Annotated in this window: 11 protein-coding genes; 6 read left to right on the top strand and 5 right to left on the bottom strand. The window is 63.9% G+C overall.

Annotated elements, in window-relative coordinates:
* Positions 1–582: 582 nt before the first annotated feature.
* The 3 genes from KCX70_RS04045 to KCX70_RS04035 all read right to left on the bottom strand — a co-directional run bounded on the left by KCX70_RS04045 (position 583) and on the right by KCX70_RS04035 (position 2,914).
* Positions 583–1,839, bottom strand: a complete 1,257-nt coding sequence (locus KCX70_RS04045) for an acyl-CoA dehydrogenase family protein (RefSeq protein WP_212619359.1) — start codon at positions 1,837–1,839, stop codon at positions 583–585.
* A gap of 223 nt (positions 1,840–2,062) precedes the next feature.
* A complete protein-coding gene (locus KCX70_RS04040; protein ID WP_102847052.1) occupies positions 2,063–2,503 on the bottom strand; it encodes a CopD family copper resistance protein in 441 nt (146 codons plus the stop codon).
* 57 nt (positions 2,504–2,560) lie between these two features.
* Complete coding sequence (locus KCX70_RS04035; RefSeq protein WP_021209840.1) at positions 2,561–2,914, bottom strand: hypothetical protein; 354 nt, start codon at positions 2,912–2,914, stop codon at positions 2,561–2,563.
* 195 nt (positions 2,915–3,109) lie between these two features.
* On the opposite strand from KCX70_RS04035, the gene KCX70_RS04030 reads away from it, so the two are divergent.
* From KCX70_RS04030 to KCX70_RS04020, 3 genes are all read left to right on the top strand, one after another.
* Positions 3,110–3,511: a DUF488 domain-containing protein gene (locus tag KCX70_RS04030; protein ID WP_021209839.1), complete on the top strand. Its 402-nt coding sequence runs from the start codon at positions 3,110–3,112 to the stop codon at positions 3,509–3,511.
* A gap of 155 nt (positions 3,512–3,666) precedes the next feature.
* Positions 3,667–5,559, top strand: coding sequence for a DUF294 nucleotidyltransferase-like domain-containing protein (locus tag KCX70_RS04025; protein ID WP_021209838.1), 1,893 nt, complete (start codon positions 3,667–3,669; stop codon positions 5,557–5,559).
* Entirely contained in the window at positions 5,556–6,278 is a 723-nt protein-coding gene (locus KCX70_RS04020) for a 3'-5' exonuclease (protein WP_212619358.1), read from the top strand. The genes KCX70_RS04025 and KCX70_RS04020 overlap by 4 nt, the downstream gene beginning before the upstream one ends.
* A gap of 86 nt (positions 6,279–6,364) precedes the next feature.
* Here the strand turns inward: KCX70_RS04020 and KCX70_RS04015 are convergent, their stop codons facing one another.
* Positions 6,365–8,005 carry a BCCT family transporter gene (locus KCX70_RS04015; protein WP_021209836.1) on the bottom strand — a complete coding sequence of 547 codons (1,641 nt, stop codon included), beginning with the start codon at positions 8,003–8,005 and terminating at the stop codon, positions 6,365–6,367.
* Between the two features lie 408 nt (positions 8,006–8,413).
* Positions 8,414–9,412, bottom strand: a complete 999-nt coding sequence (locus KCX70_RS04010) for a TRAP transporter substrate-binding protein (protein WP_212619357.1) — start codon at positions 9,410–9,412, stop codon at positions 8,414–8,416.
* 355 nt (positions 9,413–9,767) lie between these two features.
* On the opposite strand from KCX70_RS04010, the gene KCX70_RS04005 reads away from it, so the two are divergent.
* The 3 genes from KCX70_RS04005 (at position 9,768) to KCX70_RS03995 (ending at position 16,524) form a co-directional block, all read left to right on the top strand.
* Entirely contained in the window at positions 9,768–10,712 is a 945-nt protein-coding gene (locus tag KCX70_RS04005; RefSeq protein WP_212619356.1) for an NAD(P)/FAD-dependent oxidoreductase, read from the top strand.
* A 95-nt stretch (positions 10,713–10,807) separates the two neighbouring features.
* The gene (locus KCX70_RS04000) at positions 10,808–12,184 is read left to right on the top strand and encodes an L-serine ammonia-lyase (protein ID WP_212619355.1); all 1,377 of its coding nucleotides are present in this window, start codon (positions 10,808–10,810) and stop codon (positions 12,182–12,184) included.
* A 167-nt stretch (positions 12,185–12,351) separates the two neighbouring features.
* The gene (locus KCX70_RS03995) at positions 12,352–16,524 is read left to right on the top strand and encodes a CheR family methyltransferase (RefSeq protein ID WP_212619354.1); all 4,173 of its coding nucleotides are present in this window, start codon (positions 12,352–12,354) and stop codon (positions 16,522–16,524) included.
* Positions 16,525–17,030 lie beyond the last annotated feature (506 nt).

Here is a 17,030-nt window from a genome sequence, read left to right as displayed (position 1 = left end):
CCACGGCGCGTGCATCTGACATGTGGGAGCGGTCTTGACCGCGAGTTGTTCGGCGTCTGGAGGTATCGCAAGCCGTCTCGGTAATAGCCCGGTGCTCCATTGTGGGTTTTGGATCAAAAGCTTCGCGGTCGAGACCGCTCCCACGGCGCGTGCATTTGACATGTGGGAGCGGTCTTGACCGCGAATCCTTCGGCGTCTGAGATATCGCAAGCCGTCTCGGTAATAGCCCGTTGCTCACCGTGGGTTTTGAATCCAAAGCTTCGCGGTCGAGACCGCTCCCACGGGCGTGCATTGACGTGTGGGAGCGGTCTTGACCGCGAGTGGTTCGGCGTTTGGAGATATCGCAAGCCGTCTCGGTAATAGCCCGTTGCTCACCGTGCGTTTTGAATCAAAAGCTTCGCGGTCGAGACCGCTCCCACGGGGCGTGCATTGAACGCCGTCCCATTGTGGGAGGCGCGACCCGCGGCGAATGCAGGCTGCAAGCCTGCCCGCTTCTAAAAGCTTCGCGCCGAGGGCGGGCCTCCTTACCAAAACTGCAGGCTCCAAACCTGAAGCCTGCAGCCTGCAGCCCTTAAGCCCACCTCAAACGCGACAACGACTCGAGGGTGTCAGGTAGGGGGCGGTTGCACCGCGATGGGCCTCGCTGGCCTTGATTTCCATCTTGGCGATGCTGCGCAGATGCACCTGGTCCGGGCCGTCGGCGAAGCGCAGGGCGCGGCCGCCGGTCCACATGTCGGCCAGCGGTGTATCGGGCGTCAGGCCCATGGCGCCGTAGACCTGCATGGCACGGTCGACCACGACGGTCTGCATGCGCGGTACCAGCGCCTTGATCATGGCGATTTCCTTGCGCGCCGCCTTGGCGCCGACTTCGTCGATCATCCAGGCGGCCTTGAGCACCAGCAGGCGCGCCTGTTCGATTTCGATACGCGACTCGGCGATCCAGTCGCTGATGTTCGAATACTGCTGCAAGTATTTGCCGAACGCCTTGCGCTCCTGGCAGCGCTCGACCATCAGCTCCAGAGCCAACTCGGCCATGCCGATCGAACGCATGCAGTGGTGGATGCGCCCTGGTCCGAGCCGTGCCTGGGCCATCATGAAGCCGTCGCCCTCCTCGCCCAGCAGATTGCCAACCGGTACCCGCACGTCACGCAGCAGCAGCTCGCAATGGCCTTCCGGCGCGAGGTGGTTCATCACCGGAATATTGCGCACCCGCTCAACGCCCGGCGTGTCGAAGGGCACCAGGATCATGCTCTGTTGCCGGTGGGTGTCGGCGTCCGGGTCGGTCTTGCCCATCACGATCAGCAGCTTGCAGTGGGGGTGCGAGGCGTTGGTGATGAACCATTTGCGGCCGTTGATCACGTAGTCGTCGCCGTCGCGGCGGATCAACGTCTGGATGTTGGTGGCATCGGAGGACGGCACGTCCGGCTCGGTCATGGCGAAGGCCGAACGGATCTCGCCTTCGAGCAACGGCTTGAGCCAGCGCTCGCGCTGCGCCGGCGTGGCGAACAGGTGCAGCAGCTCCATGTTGCCGGTGTCCGGCGCATTGCAGTTGAACACCTCGGAGGCCCAATGCACGCGGCCCATGATCTCCGCCAGCGGCGCGTATTCGAGGTTGCTCAGCCCCATGCCCGGTTCGTCCTTGCCCAGCGAGGGCAGGAACAGGTTCCACAAACCCTCCGAGCGCGCCAGCGCCTTCAGATCCTCCATGAACGACACCGGGTAGGCCCCGGCGGCGACCTCCATTTGCCACGCGCCGACCCGCGGCACGATGTACTCGTCCATGAAGGCGCGCAGCTGTTGGCGCAGCGCTTCGACACGTGGGCTGTAGGCGAAATGCATCGGATACCTCGGTGATCTGGCGGGTCTGGATGGGGCACCATAGACGCGGTGCAGCCGAAAAAGAACGAGCCTCAAGCGGCTGAATCTGCCTTCAATCACGTCGATCCATAGCGCACAAGGATTGACCGAAGTCATCGTCGCCCAGGTGTCGATGCAGTAGAGACGCACCTGGCAGGCAGGACGGAGGTTAGCGGCGCGAGGTCCGCCGGGTCCTCGGCCCCGACTACCAGTGCAGGTAGAACATGCCCTTGGCCAGCAACACGATGCCGATCATCTGGGCGAAGATCGCCCAATGGATGCGCCGATAGCGCGCCGGCGTCATGCGCCCGCTGCGCAGCAACAGGGCGACCAGGCCGAAGCTGAAAAACACGCCGATTGCCAGCAGGATCTTCAGCGACAGCAGCGTCGCGAAACTGCTGGAGAAAGGGTCAGCCAGCGAATGGCGGTGATACCAGGCCAGGCCGATGCCAGCGCCATAGACGAACAGCACCACCCCGTGCAGCACCACTCGCAGGCGGGCACCGATGGCCTTGTCCACCGTCTGCATCAGCGACGGCTCGATCTGCTGGCGAACGCGACCGAGCACCGCCACCTCGACGAATAACGTCCCGATGAAGAAGATGGCCGCCAACAGATGGATGGTGTGGACCAGGGAATAGCTCATCAGCCGCTCCTTCGTTAATCGATGCCGGCCAGCCTGGCAAGCTGCCGGCAACCCTGCTCAGCGAGTCTGCGCGCTCAGGTTGGCGCCGTCACGCCGCACCTGCTGCCCCGCGGCGAAACCGCCGTCCGAGCTACGCACCCTGGCGCGGGTACCGTCCTCGGCCTGGACGACATAGAGCGTTTGATCGAGGCCAGTCGCCTGCTGGACGCCCTGCCCGGCGAAATAGCCCAGACCACCGCCCACCAGGGCGCCAATAGGCCCACCTGCCGCCGCACCCAGCATGAACCCGCTGAGTCCACCGAAACCGCCTCCGACGACGCGGTCCGTACGCGCCGATACCACCTCGTCGGCCCCCGCCAGCGAGCTGGCCAGCAGGGTTGCGCAGCTAACCATAGCGACTAGATTCTTCATGCGATGCTCCTTCGGATGTTGTGTCGTTTCCTTGATCGCAATCACGAAGCGTGCCGCTTTTAAATCCTTTATTTATCAAAGAATTAAGCGAGAAATAGTATTTATTACCCTCACCTAAAAGGTATTTATAACCTTGCAACGAGTATTTTTTACCCAAACCCTCGACGATAGCTCACCTGCAATGGAGCTCGACCGATGATCCGTTGCAAACGCGCCTACGAGCCTGCGGGACCCGGCGACGGTTACCGTGTGCTGGTCGATCGGCTCTGGCCGCGCAACCTGCGCAAGGACGCCCTGGCGCTGGACGACTGGCGCAAGGAGCTCGCGCCCTCGACCGAGCTGCGGCGCGCCTTCAAGACCGGGGAAACGACCTTCGAGGCTTTTCGGGACAGCTACCGGCGGGAGCTGGCGGGCCACCCGGAACACTGGTGGCCACTGCTGGACGTTGCGAGCCGGGGGCCGCTGACGCTGGTCTACGCGGCCCGTGACGAACAACAGAACAACGCACGGATCCTGGCCCAGTGGCTGGAAGATGAACTGGAGCGGCGCGGCGAGCCCAGCTCACCGACCTGCTATGCCGGCGAACGGATGGCCTGAGGTTTCGAGCGCGCGCATGATTGCCCGCGCGGTAGCGGCTGTCGATGCAGCGAACGACACGCGACTGCCTGCCAGCGACGCGCTTCACTGCGTGCCGACGCCGGGTGCGGCAGCTATGGTTCAATGCGCCGACAGAGTGCCGTCAGGAGGCCCGAATGCAGGTCGAACTGCTCGAAATACGCGACCATCTGAGTCGCTTCGCCCCCTTCGACGGGCTGCCGGACGACACCCTCGACGAAATCGCCCGACAGGTCGAGGTCGGCTATTTCAAGGCCGGCAGCGACATCCTCCGCTATGGCGAACCGATCGAGGACCTGCACTACATCCGCAGCGGCGCGGTGGAGATATACCGACGTAACGGTGAGCTGTACAACCGGCTGTCCGAGGGCGAGGTGTTCGGCCAGTTCGGCCTGCTGCGCGGCCACAAGGTGCGCCTACCGGCACGGGCGATCGAAGACAGCCTGATCTATTTCATTCCCGGCCAGCTGTTCGAACAATTGTGCGAGGCCAATGATGCCTTCGCCGACTTCGTCGAGGCCGAGGGCCAGTCGCGCCTGAAGGTGGAGGAACCCCAGGGCAAGGCCAGCGAGCTGATGAAGATCAAGGTGCGCAAGCTGGTCACCCGGCGCACCGTCAGCGTGCCGCTGGGCACCAGCGTGCAACAGGCCGCTCAGGTGATGACCGAGCATGGCGTCTCCTCGCTGGTGATTCTCGGCCCGCCGCCGAACGCGGCCGAGGCATCCGGCATTCAGGTCATGACCGGCATCACCACCGACCGCGACCTGCGCACGCGGGTATTGGCCGAAGGCCTGCCGCTGGATACGCCGGTCGACCGGGTGATGTCACCCAACCCGATCACCATCCAGGCGGACGATTCGGTGTTCGAGGCCATGCTGAGCATGCTGCGTCACAACATCCACCATTTGCCGGTCATGCATCGCCAGCGCCCGGTCGGCGTGATCAACCTGTCGGACATCATCAAGTACGAGTCGCAGAGCAGCCTGTACCTGGTCAACAGCATCTTCAACAAGCAATCGGTGGCCGAGCTGCAAGCCCTGCTGCCGGACCTGCGCGCGACCTTCCTGCGCATGGTCAACGAAGAGGCCACGGCGCATATGATCGGCAGCGCCATGTCGGGCATCGGCCGCAGCCTGACCCATCGCCTGCTGGAGCTGGCCGAGCAACGGCTCGGACCGCCGCCGGTGCCCTACTGCTACATGGTTCTGGGGTCGATGGCACGCGATGAACAGCTGATCGTCACCGACCAGGACAACGCCCTGGTGATCGACAACCGCTTCGATCCGCGCATCCACGACGAGTACTTCCTGCAACTGGCGAGCTTCGTCAGCGACGGCCTGGCCGCCTGTGGCTACAGCTATTGCAAAGGCGGAATCATGGCCAGCAACCCCCGGTGGCGCCAGCCATTGCGGGTATGGAGAAGCTATTTCACCCAATGGATCGAGCAGCCGAACCCGGAAACCCTGCTCAACAGCTCCATCTTCTTCGACCTCAGCAGCGCCTACGGGGAAGCCGGACTGGTCGAGAATCTCAAGGACCTGATCGCACAGAAGGCCAGCAGCAACCCGCTGTTTCTCGCCAGCATGGCCCGCAACGCGCTCAACCGCACGCCTCCGCTGGGCTTCTTCCGTACCTTCGTGATGGAAAAGGACGGTCAGCAGAACAACATCATCAACCTCAAGGGCCGCGGCACCGCACCGCTTACCGACCTGATTCGCGTGCATGCCCTGGCCTGTGGCTCCAAGGCGCAGAATTCACTGGAGCGCCTGGATGCGATCGCCGCCACCAAGCTGCTGACCGAGGACGCCATCACCCAGTTGCGCAATGCCCTGGAATTCCTCTCGATCGTACGCATTCGCCACCAGGCCATGGACTTGCTGGAAGGTCGCGAACCGGACAACTACATCGAGCCGGAAAAGGTCTCCGCCAACGAGCGGCACAATCTCAAGTCGGCCTTCCAGGTACTGAGCAACGCGCAGCAGTTCCTGCGCTTTCGCTACCCTGGCCAGGTTCAGAGCCGCCCGCTATGAAGCGTAACGGACGCACGCCAGCCCCCGATTGGCCCAGCCTGTTCGCCGAACTCGCGCAGACGGCCCGCGACCCACGCCTGGCGCGCTTCTATCAGGCCGGCACGGTGAGTGCCGATACGCCGCTGGATCAGGCGCCGCTGCTGGCCCTGGACGTCGAAACCACCGGCCTGGACAGCCAACGCGATTCGATCGTCAGCCTCGGCCTGGTGCCCTTCGACGTGCGCCGCATCCGCTGCCGCGAGTCCAGCTACTGGGTGGTCAAACCCGTCTGCGAGTTGAGCAGCCAGTCGGTCACCTTTCACCACATCACCCACTCGGACGTCAGCGACGCGCCAAGACTGGCCACCGTGCTCGACGAGCTGCTCACCATGATGGCCGGCAAGATCATGGTGGTGCATTACCGCAACATCGAGCGGGGGTTTCTCGACCAGGCGATGCGCCACCTGCTGGGCGAGGGGCTGCAATTCCCCGTGATCGACACCATGCAGCTGGAAGCCCGCCTGCATCCGCGTCGGCGCCGCCACGGCTGGCTGCGCCACCTGCTGAACAAGCAGCGGCCGGTATCGATCCGCCTGGCCGACAGCCGCCTGCGCTACGGTTTGCCGCTGTACCAGGCACACCATGCGCTGACCGATGCCGTGGCCACCGCCGAGCTGTTGCAGGCACAGGCGGCCACGCATTACCCACCCTCGACGCCGGTTGGCGAACTCTGGAACTAAAAAAGCGCGACCATCAGGGCCGCGCTTTCGTTTGAATCGACACCCCGGTTGCACGCCTGCGCGGCGTGCAACGGGTAACGCGCTACCTAGCGCGGCTCACTCATCAAACCCTTGACGATGGCCACACACCCCACCAGCAGCACGACGGTGAATGGCAGCCCCGTCGACACGGCCATGGCCTGCAACGCAACCAGGCCACCGCCGAGCAGCAGGGAAATGGCCACAGCGCCCTGAAGAATGGCCCAGAACGCCCGCTGAGGCACCGGCGCGTTGACCTTGCCACCAGCGGTGATGGTGTCGATGACCAGCGACCCGGAGTCAGAAGAGGTGACGAAGAACACCACCACCAGCAGGATGCCTACGAAGGAGCTGATCTCGGTCCATGGCAACTGGCCGAGCATGGCGAACAGCTTCAACTCCAGCGCGGCATCCTGCACCCCGGTGAACCCGTCCGTGACGAACTGGCCCAGGGCGGTGCCACCGAATGCGGTCATCCACAGCACCGAGACCAGCGAAGGGACCAGCAATACCGCAGTCAGAAATTCACGCACGGTACGGCCGCGGCTGACGCGAGCGATGAACATGCCGACGAAGGGCGACCAGCTGATCCACCACGCCCAATAGAACGCGGTCCAGCCCTGGCTGAAGTTCACATCGGCACGCCCGATCGGGTTGGACAGCGCCGGCAGGTAGGCCAGGTAACTGCCGAGGTTGCTGAAGAAACCAGTGACGATGGCCAGGGTCGGTCCGGCGATGATGATAAACAGCAACAACAGCAGCGCCAGCACCATGTTGAACTCGGACAAGCGCTTGACCCCCTTGTCCAGGCCCGCCAGCACCGACATCAGCGCGATCACCGTGATACCGATCACCAGGAGCACCTTGCTGGTGTCGGTATTGGGCATGCCGAACAGGAATTCGAGACCCGCGGCCGCTTGCTGGGCGCCCAGGCCCAACGAGGTCGCCAGACCGAACAGCGTCGCGAACACGGCGAGGATGTCGACGATATGCCCAGGCCAGCCCCAGACCCGCTCGCCCAGCAGCGGATAGAAGATCGAGCGGATGCTCAGCGGCAGGCCTTTGTTGAAGGAGAACAACGCCAGCGCCAAGGCCACGATCGCGTAGACCGCCCAGGGATGCAGGCCCCAGTGGAAGATCGTGGCGGCCATGCTCAGGCTGGCGGCGGCCTTGGCATCACCCGCAGCGGCGCCCAGCGGAGCCCAGTCGGTACGCACGCCATTTTCTACCGCGGTCCCCCCCAGCGCCGTGGAGAAATGTGACATGGGCTCGGCCACGCCGTAGAACATCAGACCGATGCCCATGCCGGCGGCGAATAGCATGGAGAACCAGCCCGTATAGGAATAGTCCGGGGTCGCCTCCCTGCCACCCAGGCGCACCCGGCCCAGCGGCGAAACGATCAAACCCAGGCACAGCAGGACGAAAATATTCGCCGAGCCGATGAAGAACCAGGCCAGCTTGCTGGTCAGCCAGTCGCGAAGCGCGGTGAACATCGGCTCGACATCGGCGCGCAGAGCCAGCGTAACGACCACGAAGAGCACGATGGTCAGCGCAGAGATGATGAACACCTTGCCGTGCACATCGAAAAACTTGCGTGTGATGTTGTCCTGACCGATGACGTAATCGGTATCGATCAGGTTGGCCGCCCCGGTCGGGGCGGGAATACTCTCCACGGCCGAGGCCGCGTTCTTTCCAGGGTTAGTCGCCACCTGCTGTTCTCCTTATTCTTGGTTGGCACGTTCGAAACACGAGCGCAGGGACGCGCACGCCCTTTGCTGCACAGGTCGATTACACCTGTTCGAAAATGCTAGCAGTCATGGAACTAACGCCTAGCGACCGAGACCGGCATCGACCATCTCAGAACCGTCATTTGCCAGTCGCAGGGCTTGCCGTCGCCCTACCTGATCAGGTAACGGCGCTGATCGCCTGGCGCCACGGAAATGCCGCAGCTCGGCGACGCCGCCGACGCAGGAAGGAAGGGACAGGAAGCAAGAAAGCCGGAAGCCCGTAGCGAGCAGCAGGACGCTGGATGGATGCGGGCGTGGCGGAAGGAGAAGTCGGCGCGCGTGGCGATCCCCTCACCAAGCGGGATCGCCGGCGAGGGGAGACACTTGAAATCAGTGCTTGCGGTTGACGGTCAACGCGGCGCGAATCACGTCGGCGCCGATATCGGCTTCGTAGCGTTGCCATACCGGCATCATCTTTTCCCGCCAGGCCTGGCGCTGTTCCGGCGTCAGGCTGATCAGCTTGCTGCTGCCGCTGGCGAGGATACGATCGCGGTCGCGCTGGTTGAGCGCCGCGGCTTCCCTGTTCACCGCCTGGGTCACTTCGAGCACGATGCCTTCGAGCTCCGAGCGCACCGCGAAGGGCATGCTCATCCAGAACTTCGAGCTGGTCACCAGCATATAGTTGAGCACCCCGTGATTGCTTTCGGTGATGAACGGCTGGACCGTATGCATGTTCTGGCTAGCAATGTTCGACCAGGGGTTCTCGGCGCCCTGTACCACGCCGTCTTTCAGCGACTTGTACACATCGGCGAAGGGCAACACCACCGGCTTGGCTCCCACCGCCTCGAACTGCGCTTCGAGCACCGCCGACGGCTGGATGCGGAAGGCCAACCCCGCGGCGTCTTCGGGCGTCCGCAGCGCCCGGGTAGCCGAGAGCTGCTTGAGGCCGTTGTTCCAGTAGGCCAGGCCATAGATGCCGGAATCGGCCATGGAGCGAAGCAGCTCACGGCTCATCTCGCGCTTCTGGAAACGCTGCACGGCGTCCTGGTCGTCGAACAGGAACGGCAGATCGAAGACTTGAAGTTTGCGCGTGTACTTGCCGAACTTGGATAGAGACGGCGCCAGCATCTGCACCCGACCATCGAGCAGTGCCTGCATTTCATCGGCATCGCCGACCAGCGTCGAGTTCGGATAGACCTCCACCTTGACCTTGCCGGCCAGGCGCTCATGGACCAGCTTCTGGAACAGCAAGGCCCCCTTGCCCTTGGGCGTGTCATCCGCCACCACGTGGGCGAACTTGATGACGAAGGGCTCACCTTCGGCCGCGTTAGCCGGAGCAGTCAACCCACACAGCGCCGCGACCAGCACGGCAACACAAGACTTGAACATCTGACCCCCAACGGGAAAAGCTCGGACCCGGCGCCTTGTGAGCACCGTTCGAGTGATTTAACGATTGCGATAGGTTCGACTCGCGCGACCGCGCGGCGGATACAGGTCGAACGTGAGTAGCCCGCTCATCACGGCGACGGAGCGCCAGCGGTGGGCCTTTATTGGTATGCGGAACGTGAAATACCGATGCTAGAGCGGTACCGCACGAAGCGCGAAGTCTTCGTCATCAGCGCAACCGACACAAGCACGAGAAGTCCAACCAGCTCGCAAAAACAGCAGGTTGCGTTGATCGGAAGAATAGAACTTCACGCCGCGCGCCATTTCTATTGGCAACACGCACCCATTGACCGATGCCATGAACGCACCTTCGCCCAATCCCGATTCCAACCCGGTCGACTGCCTGATCGTCGGCGGCGGCCCAGCCGGCCTGACCGCGGCGCTGTACCTCGGCCGCTTCCATCGCAGTTGCCTGGTGGTGGACGCCGGCTGCAGCCGTGCCTCGTGGATACCGCGTTCGCGCAATTATCCGGGCTTCCCGCCGGGGATAAACGGCAACGATCTGCTGGTCCGGTTGCGCGAGCAGGCCAGCGGCTATGGCGCCCGGCTCGAGCACGGCCGGGTGGAATGGATCGAGCCCCATGCCGACGGATTCAGCGTCCGCTATGGCGAGCGAACCTGTGTAGCCCGTCGCATCATCCTCGCCACCGGCATCGAAGACACCCTGCCGGACATGCCGGATGTCGAACAGGCGATCGGTGAGGGCAAGGTGCGCCTGTGCGCCATCTGCGACGGTTACGAGGTCGATGGCGACAACGTCGCGGTGTATGGCGAAGCGGAAAACGCCATCGGCCACGCGGTGTTCCTGCGCACCTTCAGCGACCGCGTGACGGTGGTGGTGCACGGCGAGCCGGACGCCTGCGACCAGGCTATTGCCCTGGCCGAGCACTACGGCATCCAGGTCATCAGTGACCGGGTCGAATCGCTGCACCCGTGCGACACCGGTATCGAGCTGCTGACCTGCGGCGGCGACCGGCACCACTTCGACATCATCTACCCCAATCTCGGGGCGCGCTTTCGCTCCGACCTGGCGGCTCAGCTAGGCGTACCCTGCGACGAATGCGGTGGCGTGCCGGTGGACGATCATTTGCAGACCTCGGTGCGCGGCCTCTATGCGATCGGTGACGTGACCCTGGGGCTGAAGCAGATCAGCGTCGCCATCGGCCAGGCCGCACAGGCCGCCACCGCCGTGCACAACAGCCTGGAATCCAAACCCTGGGGCGGCTCGGCGCGCAATCGCTGAGTGCAGCTTTTGCATGGCGGGCGGCGGTATTCCTCCTGCACGCCGCGGCGCGGGTCTAGGCTCTATGGAGGCCCAACCATTGCGGAGCATTACCCATGTCCCTCAGCGTTTTCGACCTGTTCAAGATCGGCATCGGCCCGTCCAGTTCGCATACGGTCGGGCCGATGCGCGCAGCACTGCGGTTTGCCGAGGGCCTGCGCGATGACCAACTGCTCGATGCCACCGAGCGCGTCCGAGTCGAGCTTTACGGCTCCCTCGGGGCGACCGGCAAGGGCCACGGCAGCGACAAGGCAGTGATACTCGGGCTCGAAGGTGAGCTTCCGGAAACAGTCGATACCGGCAACATTCCCCAGCGCATGGCGACCTTCCGGGAGTCGCACGAGCTGCGTCTGCTGGGCGAAAAGGTCATTCGCTTCGAAGCCGGCAACGACCTGCAGTTCATCCGCAAGCCGCTGGCGTACCACCCCAACGGCATGATCCTGCGCGCCTTCGATACGGCCGGGCTGCAGCTGCGCAGCCGTGAGTATTACTCGGTCGGCGGTGGCTTCGTCGTCGACGAGCAGGCAGCCGGTAGCGACCGCATCGTCGAAGACCGTACACCCCTGCCCTACCCCTTCCGCAGCGCCAGCGAGCTACTGGCGCTGTGCAGCGAGCACGGGCTGTCGATCAGCGAACTGATGCTGGCCAACGAGGCCGCGTGGCGCCCCGAAGCCGAGACCCGTGCCGGGCTGTTGAAGATCTGGCAAGTCATGCAGGAGTGCGTCAAGGCCGGCTGCCGCACCGAGGGCGTGATGCCCGGCGGGCTCAAGGTGCAACGACGCGCGGCGGGGCTCTACCGTCAGCTCAGCGAGCATCCGGAAGCCAGCCTGCGCGATTCGCTCAGCGTGCTGGACTGGGTCGACCTCTATGCATTGGCGGTCAACGAGGAGAACGCCGCCGGCGGTCGCGTGGTCACCGCACCGACCAACGGCGCAGCGGGGATCATCCCGGCGCTGCTGCACTACTACGTACGCTTCATCCGCGGCGCCAACGAGGACGGCGTGGTGCGCTTTCTGCTCACGGCGGCGGCGATCGGCATCCTGTACAAGGAGAACGCCTCCATTTCCGGCGCCGAGGTCGGTTGCCAGGGCGAGGTCGGCGTCGCTTGCTCGATGGGCGCCGGTGCGCTCTGCGAAGTGCTGGGCGGCACGCCGCAGCAGGTGGAGAACGCCGCCGAGATCGGCATGGAGCACAACCTCGGGCTCACCTGCGATCCGGTTGGCGGGCTGGTGCAGGTCCCCTGCATCGAGCGCAACGCCATGGGTGCGGTCAAGGCGATCAATGCCGCACGCATGGCGCTGCGGGGTGACGGTAGCCACTTCATATCGCTGGACAAGGTGATCCGCACCATGCGCCAGACCGGCGCCGACATGAAAAGCAAGTACAAGGAAACCGCCCGCGGCGGCCTGGCGGTGAACATCATCGAGTGCTGAACCACCGGCCGCCAAAACGCAGCGCTGCTAGCCGGCAGTAATCGACCCTGCAAAACCGTATCATCCGTTCGGCGGCGCCATGGCCGCGCCCTGAATTTCCCTACCTGCCTTGCTGTCTCCCTCTTGTTGCCGACCGGGAACGTTCCAATAAAAACGCCGAGGAATAGATGACCACCCGCTCCGAGCCATCCACACCCAAGAACATGCCACTGACCCGAAGTACGCTGGAGTTTCCGGTGGTCGGCATTGGCGCCTCGGCGGGCGGGATTCAGGCCCTTCTGGCCTTCTTCGAGCATATGCCGAACGACTGCGGCATGGCGTTCGTGGTGATCATGCACCTATCGCCCAAGCATGAGAGCAACGTCGACAAGATCATTCAGAACGTCACCAAGATGCCGGTCCTGCAGGTCACCCAACCCGTCGCGATCGAACGCAACCGCATCTATGTGATTCTGCCGGCGCTCGACCTGTCGATGAACGACGGTTACCTGCGCCTGCAGAAACCTGAGCGCGAGCGCGGCCCGCAGGTGGCCATCGACCTGTTCTTCCGCGCATTGGCGGACGTGCACCACAGCCATGCGGTCGGGATCGTGCTGTCCGGCACCGGTGCCGACGGCTCGGTCGGCCTGTCGCGCATCAAGGAACAGGGCGGCATCACCCTGGCGCAGACGCCGGAAGATGCCCAGTACGATTCGATGCCGGCCAGCGCCATCGAGACCGGGATGGTCGACATCGTGCTGCCTGCGGCCGAGATGCCGCAGCGCCTGGTGGAGCTGTCAGAGAATCTTCAGGCCTTGCTCGCCCGGAAGGATCCGCTGCCACCCCTGAGTGAGATCGAGCAGCAGGACGGGCCCGATGGCGAACAGGAATCCGCGCAGGCACACGCGCAGTCGAAGCCCAACGAGCTGGCACTGCGCGAGGTTCTCGCGGCGCTACGCGCCCGCACCGGCCACGACTTCCGCCACTACAAGCAAGCCACGGTATTGCGGCGCATCGAGCGGCGCATGCAAGTCAACGCGCTACGTGACATGCCCAGCTATGCCCGCCACCTGCAGAGCCATCCGGAAGAAACACCCGCCCTGTTGGCTGACATGCTCATCGGCGTGACCAACTTCTTTCGTGACCGCGAGGCGTTCGAGGCGCTGGAGCGCGACATCATCCCCGCCTTGTTCGAACAGAAGCTGAACACTGGAGACAAGGCGTTGCGCGCCTGGTCAGCCGCCTGTTCGACCGGCGAAGAGGCCTACTCGCTGGGCATGCTGCTGGTCGATCAGGCGGCGGCCAGCAGCGCCTACAGCGAAATACAGCTGCAGGTCTTTGCCACCGATATCGATGATCGCGCCCTGGAAACCGCTCGCACCGGCATCTACCCCGAAGCCATCGTCACGGACGTGCCGCCTACGCGGCTGCGCCAGCATTTCTACAAGGAACAGAACCATTACCGCATGCAGAAAGAGCTGCGCGAGCGGATTCTGTTTGCCCGGCACAACATCCTGCGCGACCCGCCGTTCTCGCGGCTGGACCTGATCTCCTGCCGCAACCTGATGATCTACCTGGACCGGGACATCCAGATCGAAGTGCTGCGCATGTTCCATTTCGCGCTCAACCCCGGCGGCTACCTGTTCCTAGGCAGCTCGGAAACGGCCGATGCCTGCAGCCAGTATTTCACCCCGGTGGACAAGAAGAACCGCATCTACCGAGCCAAGGAAGTCGGTGCCTCCCTGCGCCGCCCCCCGACCGGGGCGCTGCACGGCTTCGCGCTTTCGACGCCGCCCCGCCCCTCGGTCAACGAGCCCTATCGACGCAGCAAGAAGTTTTCCTTTGCCGACGTGCACCAGCGCGCCCTCGAGCAGTACGCCCCGCCCAGCGTGATCGTCAATCACGAAGCCGAAATCGTGCATATGTCCGACAAGGCCGGGAGCTTCCTGCGTTATGTCGGCGGCGAACCCTCGCTGAACCTGACCACCCTGATCCATCCGCAGCTGCGCCTCGAGCTGCGCACCGCGCTGTACCAGGCCACCCATACTGGCAAAAGCGTCGAGGCGCGGCGGGTGCGGCTGGAGCGCGACGGTCGCCACTTCTACGTCAACATGGTGGTTCGGCCGTTCCGCGACAACGAGGCCGGCAGCGAGTACATGCTGGTGCTCTTCGATGAAGTCGAAGCCTGCATGGACAACAACACGCTGGAGCATCCCGATACCAAGGACAGCGTCCTGACCCAGCTCGAGGCGGAGTTGCAGCAGACCGAGGAACAGCTGCAGGTCACCATGGAGCATTCGGAAACCTCCACCGAAGAGCTGCGCGCCTCCAACGAAGAGCTGCAGGCCATCAATGAGGAACTGCGTTCGGCCACCGAAGAACTGGAGACCAGCAAGGAAGAGCTGCAGTCGATCAACGAAGAGCTGACCACGGTCAACTTCGAGCTCAAGACCAAGGTCGACGAAACCAGCAAGATCAACGACGACCTGCAGAACCTGATCTCCTCGACGGACATCGCCACGCTGTTCGTCGACCGCAAGATGCGCATCAAGTGGTTCACCCCGCGAGCACGCGACATCTTCAACGTGATCGGCAACGACGCCGGTCGTTCATTGCTCGATATCACTCACCGCCTCAACTATCCGATGCTTCACCAGGATGCTGCCGAGGCGTTCAGCGAGCTGCACCTGGTCGAGCGTGAGGTCCACAACCGCGAGAACGATCGCTGGTATCTGGCGCGCTTCCTGCCTTATCGCACCCTGGACGACCGCATCCAGGGCGCCGTGCTGACCTTCATCGACATCACCGAGAGGCGTCACGCCGAAGCGCAACTCGAGGCCGGGCAGGCGCACCTGCGCCTGCTGGCACAGAGCACCAAGGGCTACGCGATCATCACGCTCGACTGCGACGGGCTGATCACCACCTGGAATCGAGGCGCCGAGATCATCTTCGGCTACAAGGAAAAAGAGGTGATAGGCCATTGCATCGACATGATCTACACCGAGGAGGACCGCAGCGCCGGCGTCCCAATGGCGGAGCGCAAACGCGCCCTGGAACACGGACAGGCCTCCGATGAGCGCTGGCACCTGCGCCGGGACGGCTCGCGATGCTTCTTCAGCGGCCTGGTCAACCCCTTGGTGGATCACGATGGCAGCGTGATCGGCTTCGCCAAGATCGCCCGCGACCTCACCGAGGAGCGACAGCAGAACTCCAATCAGCAGAGCGAACTGGAAAGCATCCAGGCCGCCAATTTGCAGAAGGACCAGTTCTTCGCGGTCCTCTCGCACGAACTCAAACATCCACTGAATCTGATTCAACTCAACACCGACCTGCTGGCCCGCTCCCAGGCGGCGAAGAACTCGCCGAGCCTGCTCAAGGCGACCCGGTCGATCCAGAATGCCGTGCGCAGCCAGTCGCGGATCATCGACGACCTGATGGACGTCTCGCGCATCCGCACCGGTAAGCTCAAGCTGCAATTCTCGACGCTGAATTACCAGGAGGTGCTGCGCGGCATCGAGGCCGTGTTCGCGCCGCTGGCACAGGCGGAAAATGTGACTTTCGATGTGTTCAAGCCCGATCAGCCGATCTATGTCCATGCCGACCCGACCCGCCTGGATCAGATCATCTGGAACCTCCTGAACAACGCGTGGAAATTCACCAAGGGTGGCGAGCGCATCTGCATGCAGCTGGAACGCGAGGGCGACCAGGCCCGGCTAGACGTGATCGACACCGGCGAAGGCATCTCGGCGGAATTCCTGCCCAGGGTGTTCGACATGTTCGGCCAGGCTGAGATGCAGCATGCGCAGCGTTCCAAACACGGACTGGGCATTGGCCTGGCGCTGGTCAAGCAGCTGGTCGAGGCGCACCACGGGCGCATCGAAGCCTTCTCCGAAGGCATCGGCCGAGGCGCGCGGTTCAGCGTCTGGCTGCCCGTGCACCTGCAGGCCGAGCTGGAACTCAGCGAGCTGGGCAGCGACACGGCGATCGGAGGCCTGGCGGGGGTCCGCATCCTGCTGGTCGACGACTCGCCGGATATCCTGGAAACCATGTGCGAACTGCTGCAGAGCGAAGGCGCCGAGGTCACCACCGCTGGCGGTGGCGCCCAGGGCATCGCGCTGGCCGAGCAGTCGCGCTTCGACGTCATCGTCTCCGACGTCGGCATGCCGGAGATCGACGGCCACAAGATGATGACGGCGATCCGCGAAGGCAATGCCAATGCCGACACACCCAGCATCGCCCTGACCGGCTACGGCACCCTGCGCGACGTGGAAAAAGCCAAGGCCGCGGGCTTTACCCTGCACCTGCGCAAGCCCATCGACCTACAGGCACTGATCGATGCCGTGACCCAGGCGGTGCGCTAAGCCGCAGGAGGCCGGCCTTCGGGGCGAAGCTTTTCAAGCACCGAGCCGGCACCATTCGCCGCGGGTCGCGCCTCCCACAAGAAACAGCACCCAGCGCACGACCCGCCTTTGTAGGAGCCCCGACCTCGGGGCGAGCCTTTTCCAACACTGAGCCAACACCCTTCGCCGCGAGGGCGCGCCTCCTATAGAAAACAGCACCTAGCGCACGGCCCGCTTTGTGGGAGGCCCGACCTCGGGGCGAAGCTTTTCAAGCACCGAACCGACGCCATTCGCCGCGGGGCGCGCCGCCCACAAGAAACAGCACCCAGCGCACGGCCAGCTTTGTGGGAGGCCCGACCTCGGGGCGAAGCTTTTCCAACACTGAGCCAACACCCTTCGCCGCGAGGGCGCGCCCTCTACAGAAAACGGCACCCAGCGCACGCCCCGCCTTCGTAGGAGCCCCGACCTCGGGGCGAAGCTTCTCCAACATCGAGTTGGCGCCATTCGCCGCGAGGGCGCGCCTCCCG

Source organism: Stutzerimonas stutzeri, from assembly GCF_018138085.1.
GTDB classification, from domain to species: Bacteria; Pseudomonadota; Gammaproteobacteria; order Pseudomonadales; family Pseudomonadaceae; genus Stutzerimonas; species Stutzerimonas stutzeri_AI.
The sequence above is the reverse complement of the archived record's forward strand: the minus strand, read 5'-3'. Positions and strand labels throughout refer to the sequence as shown.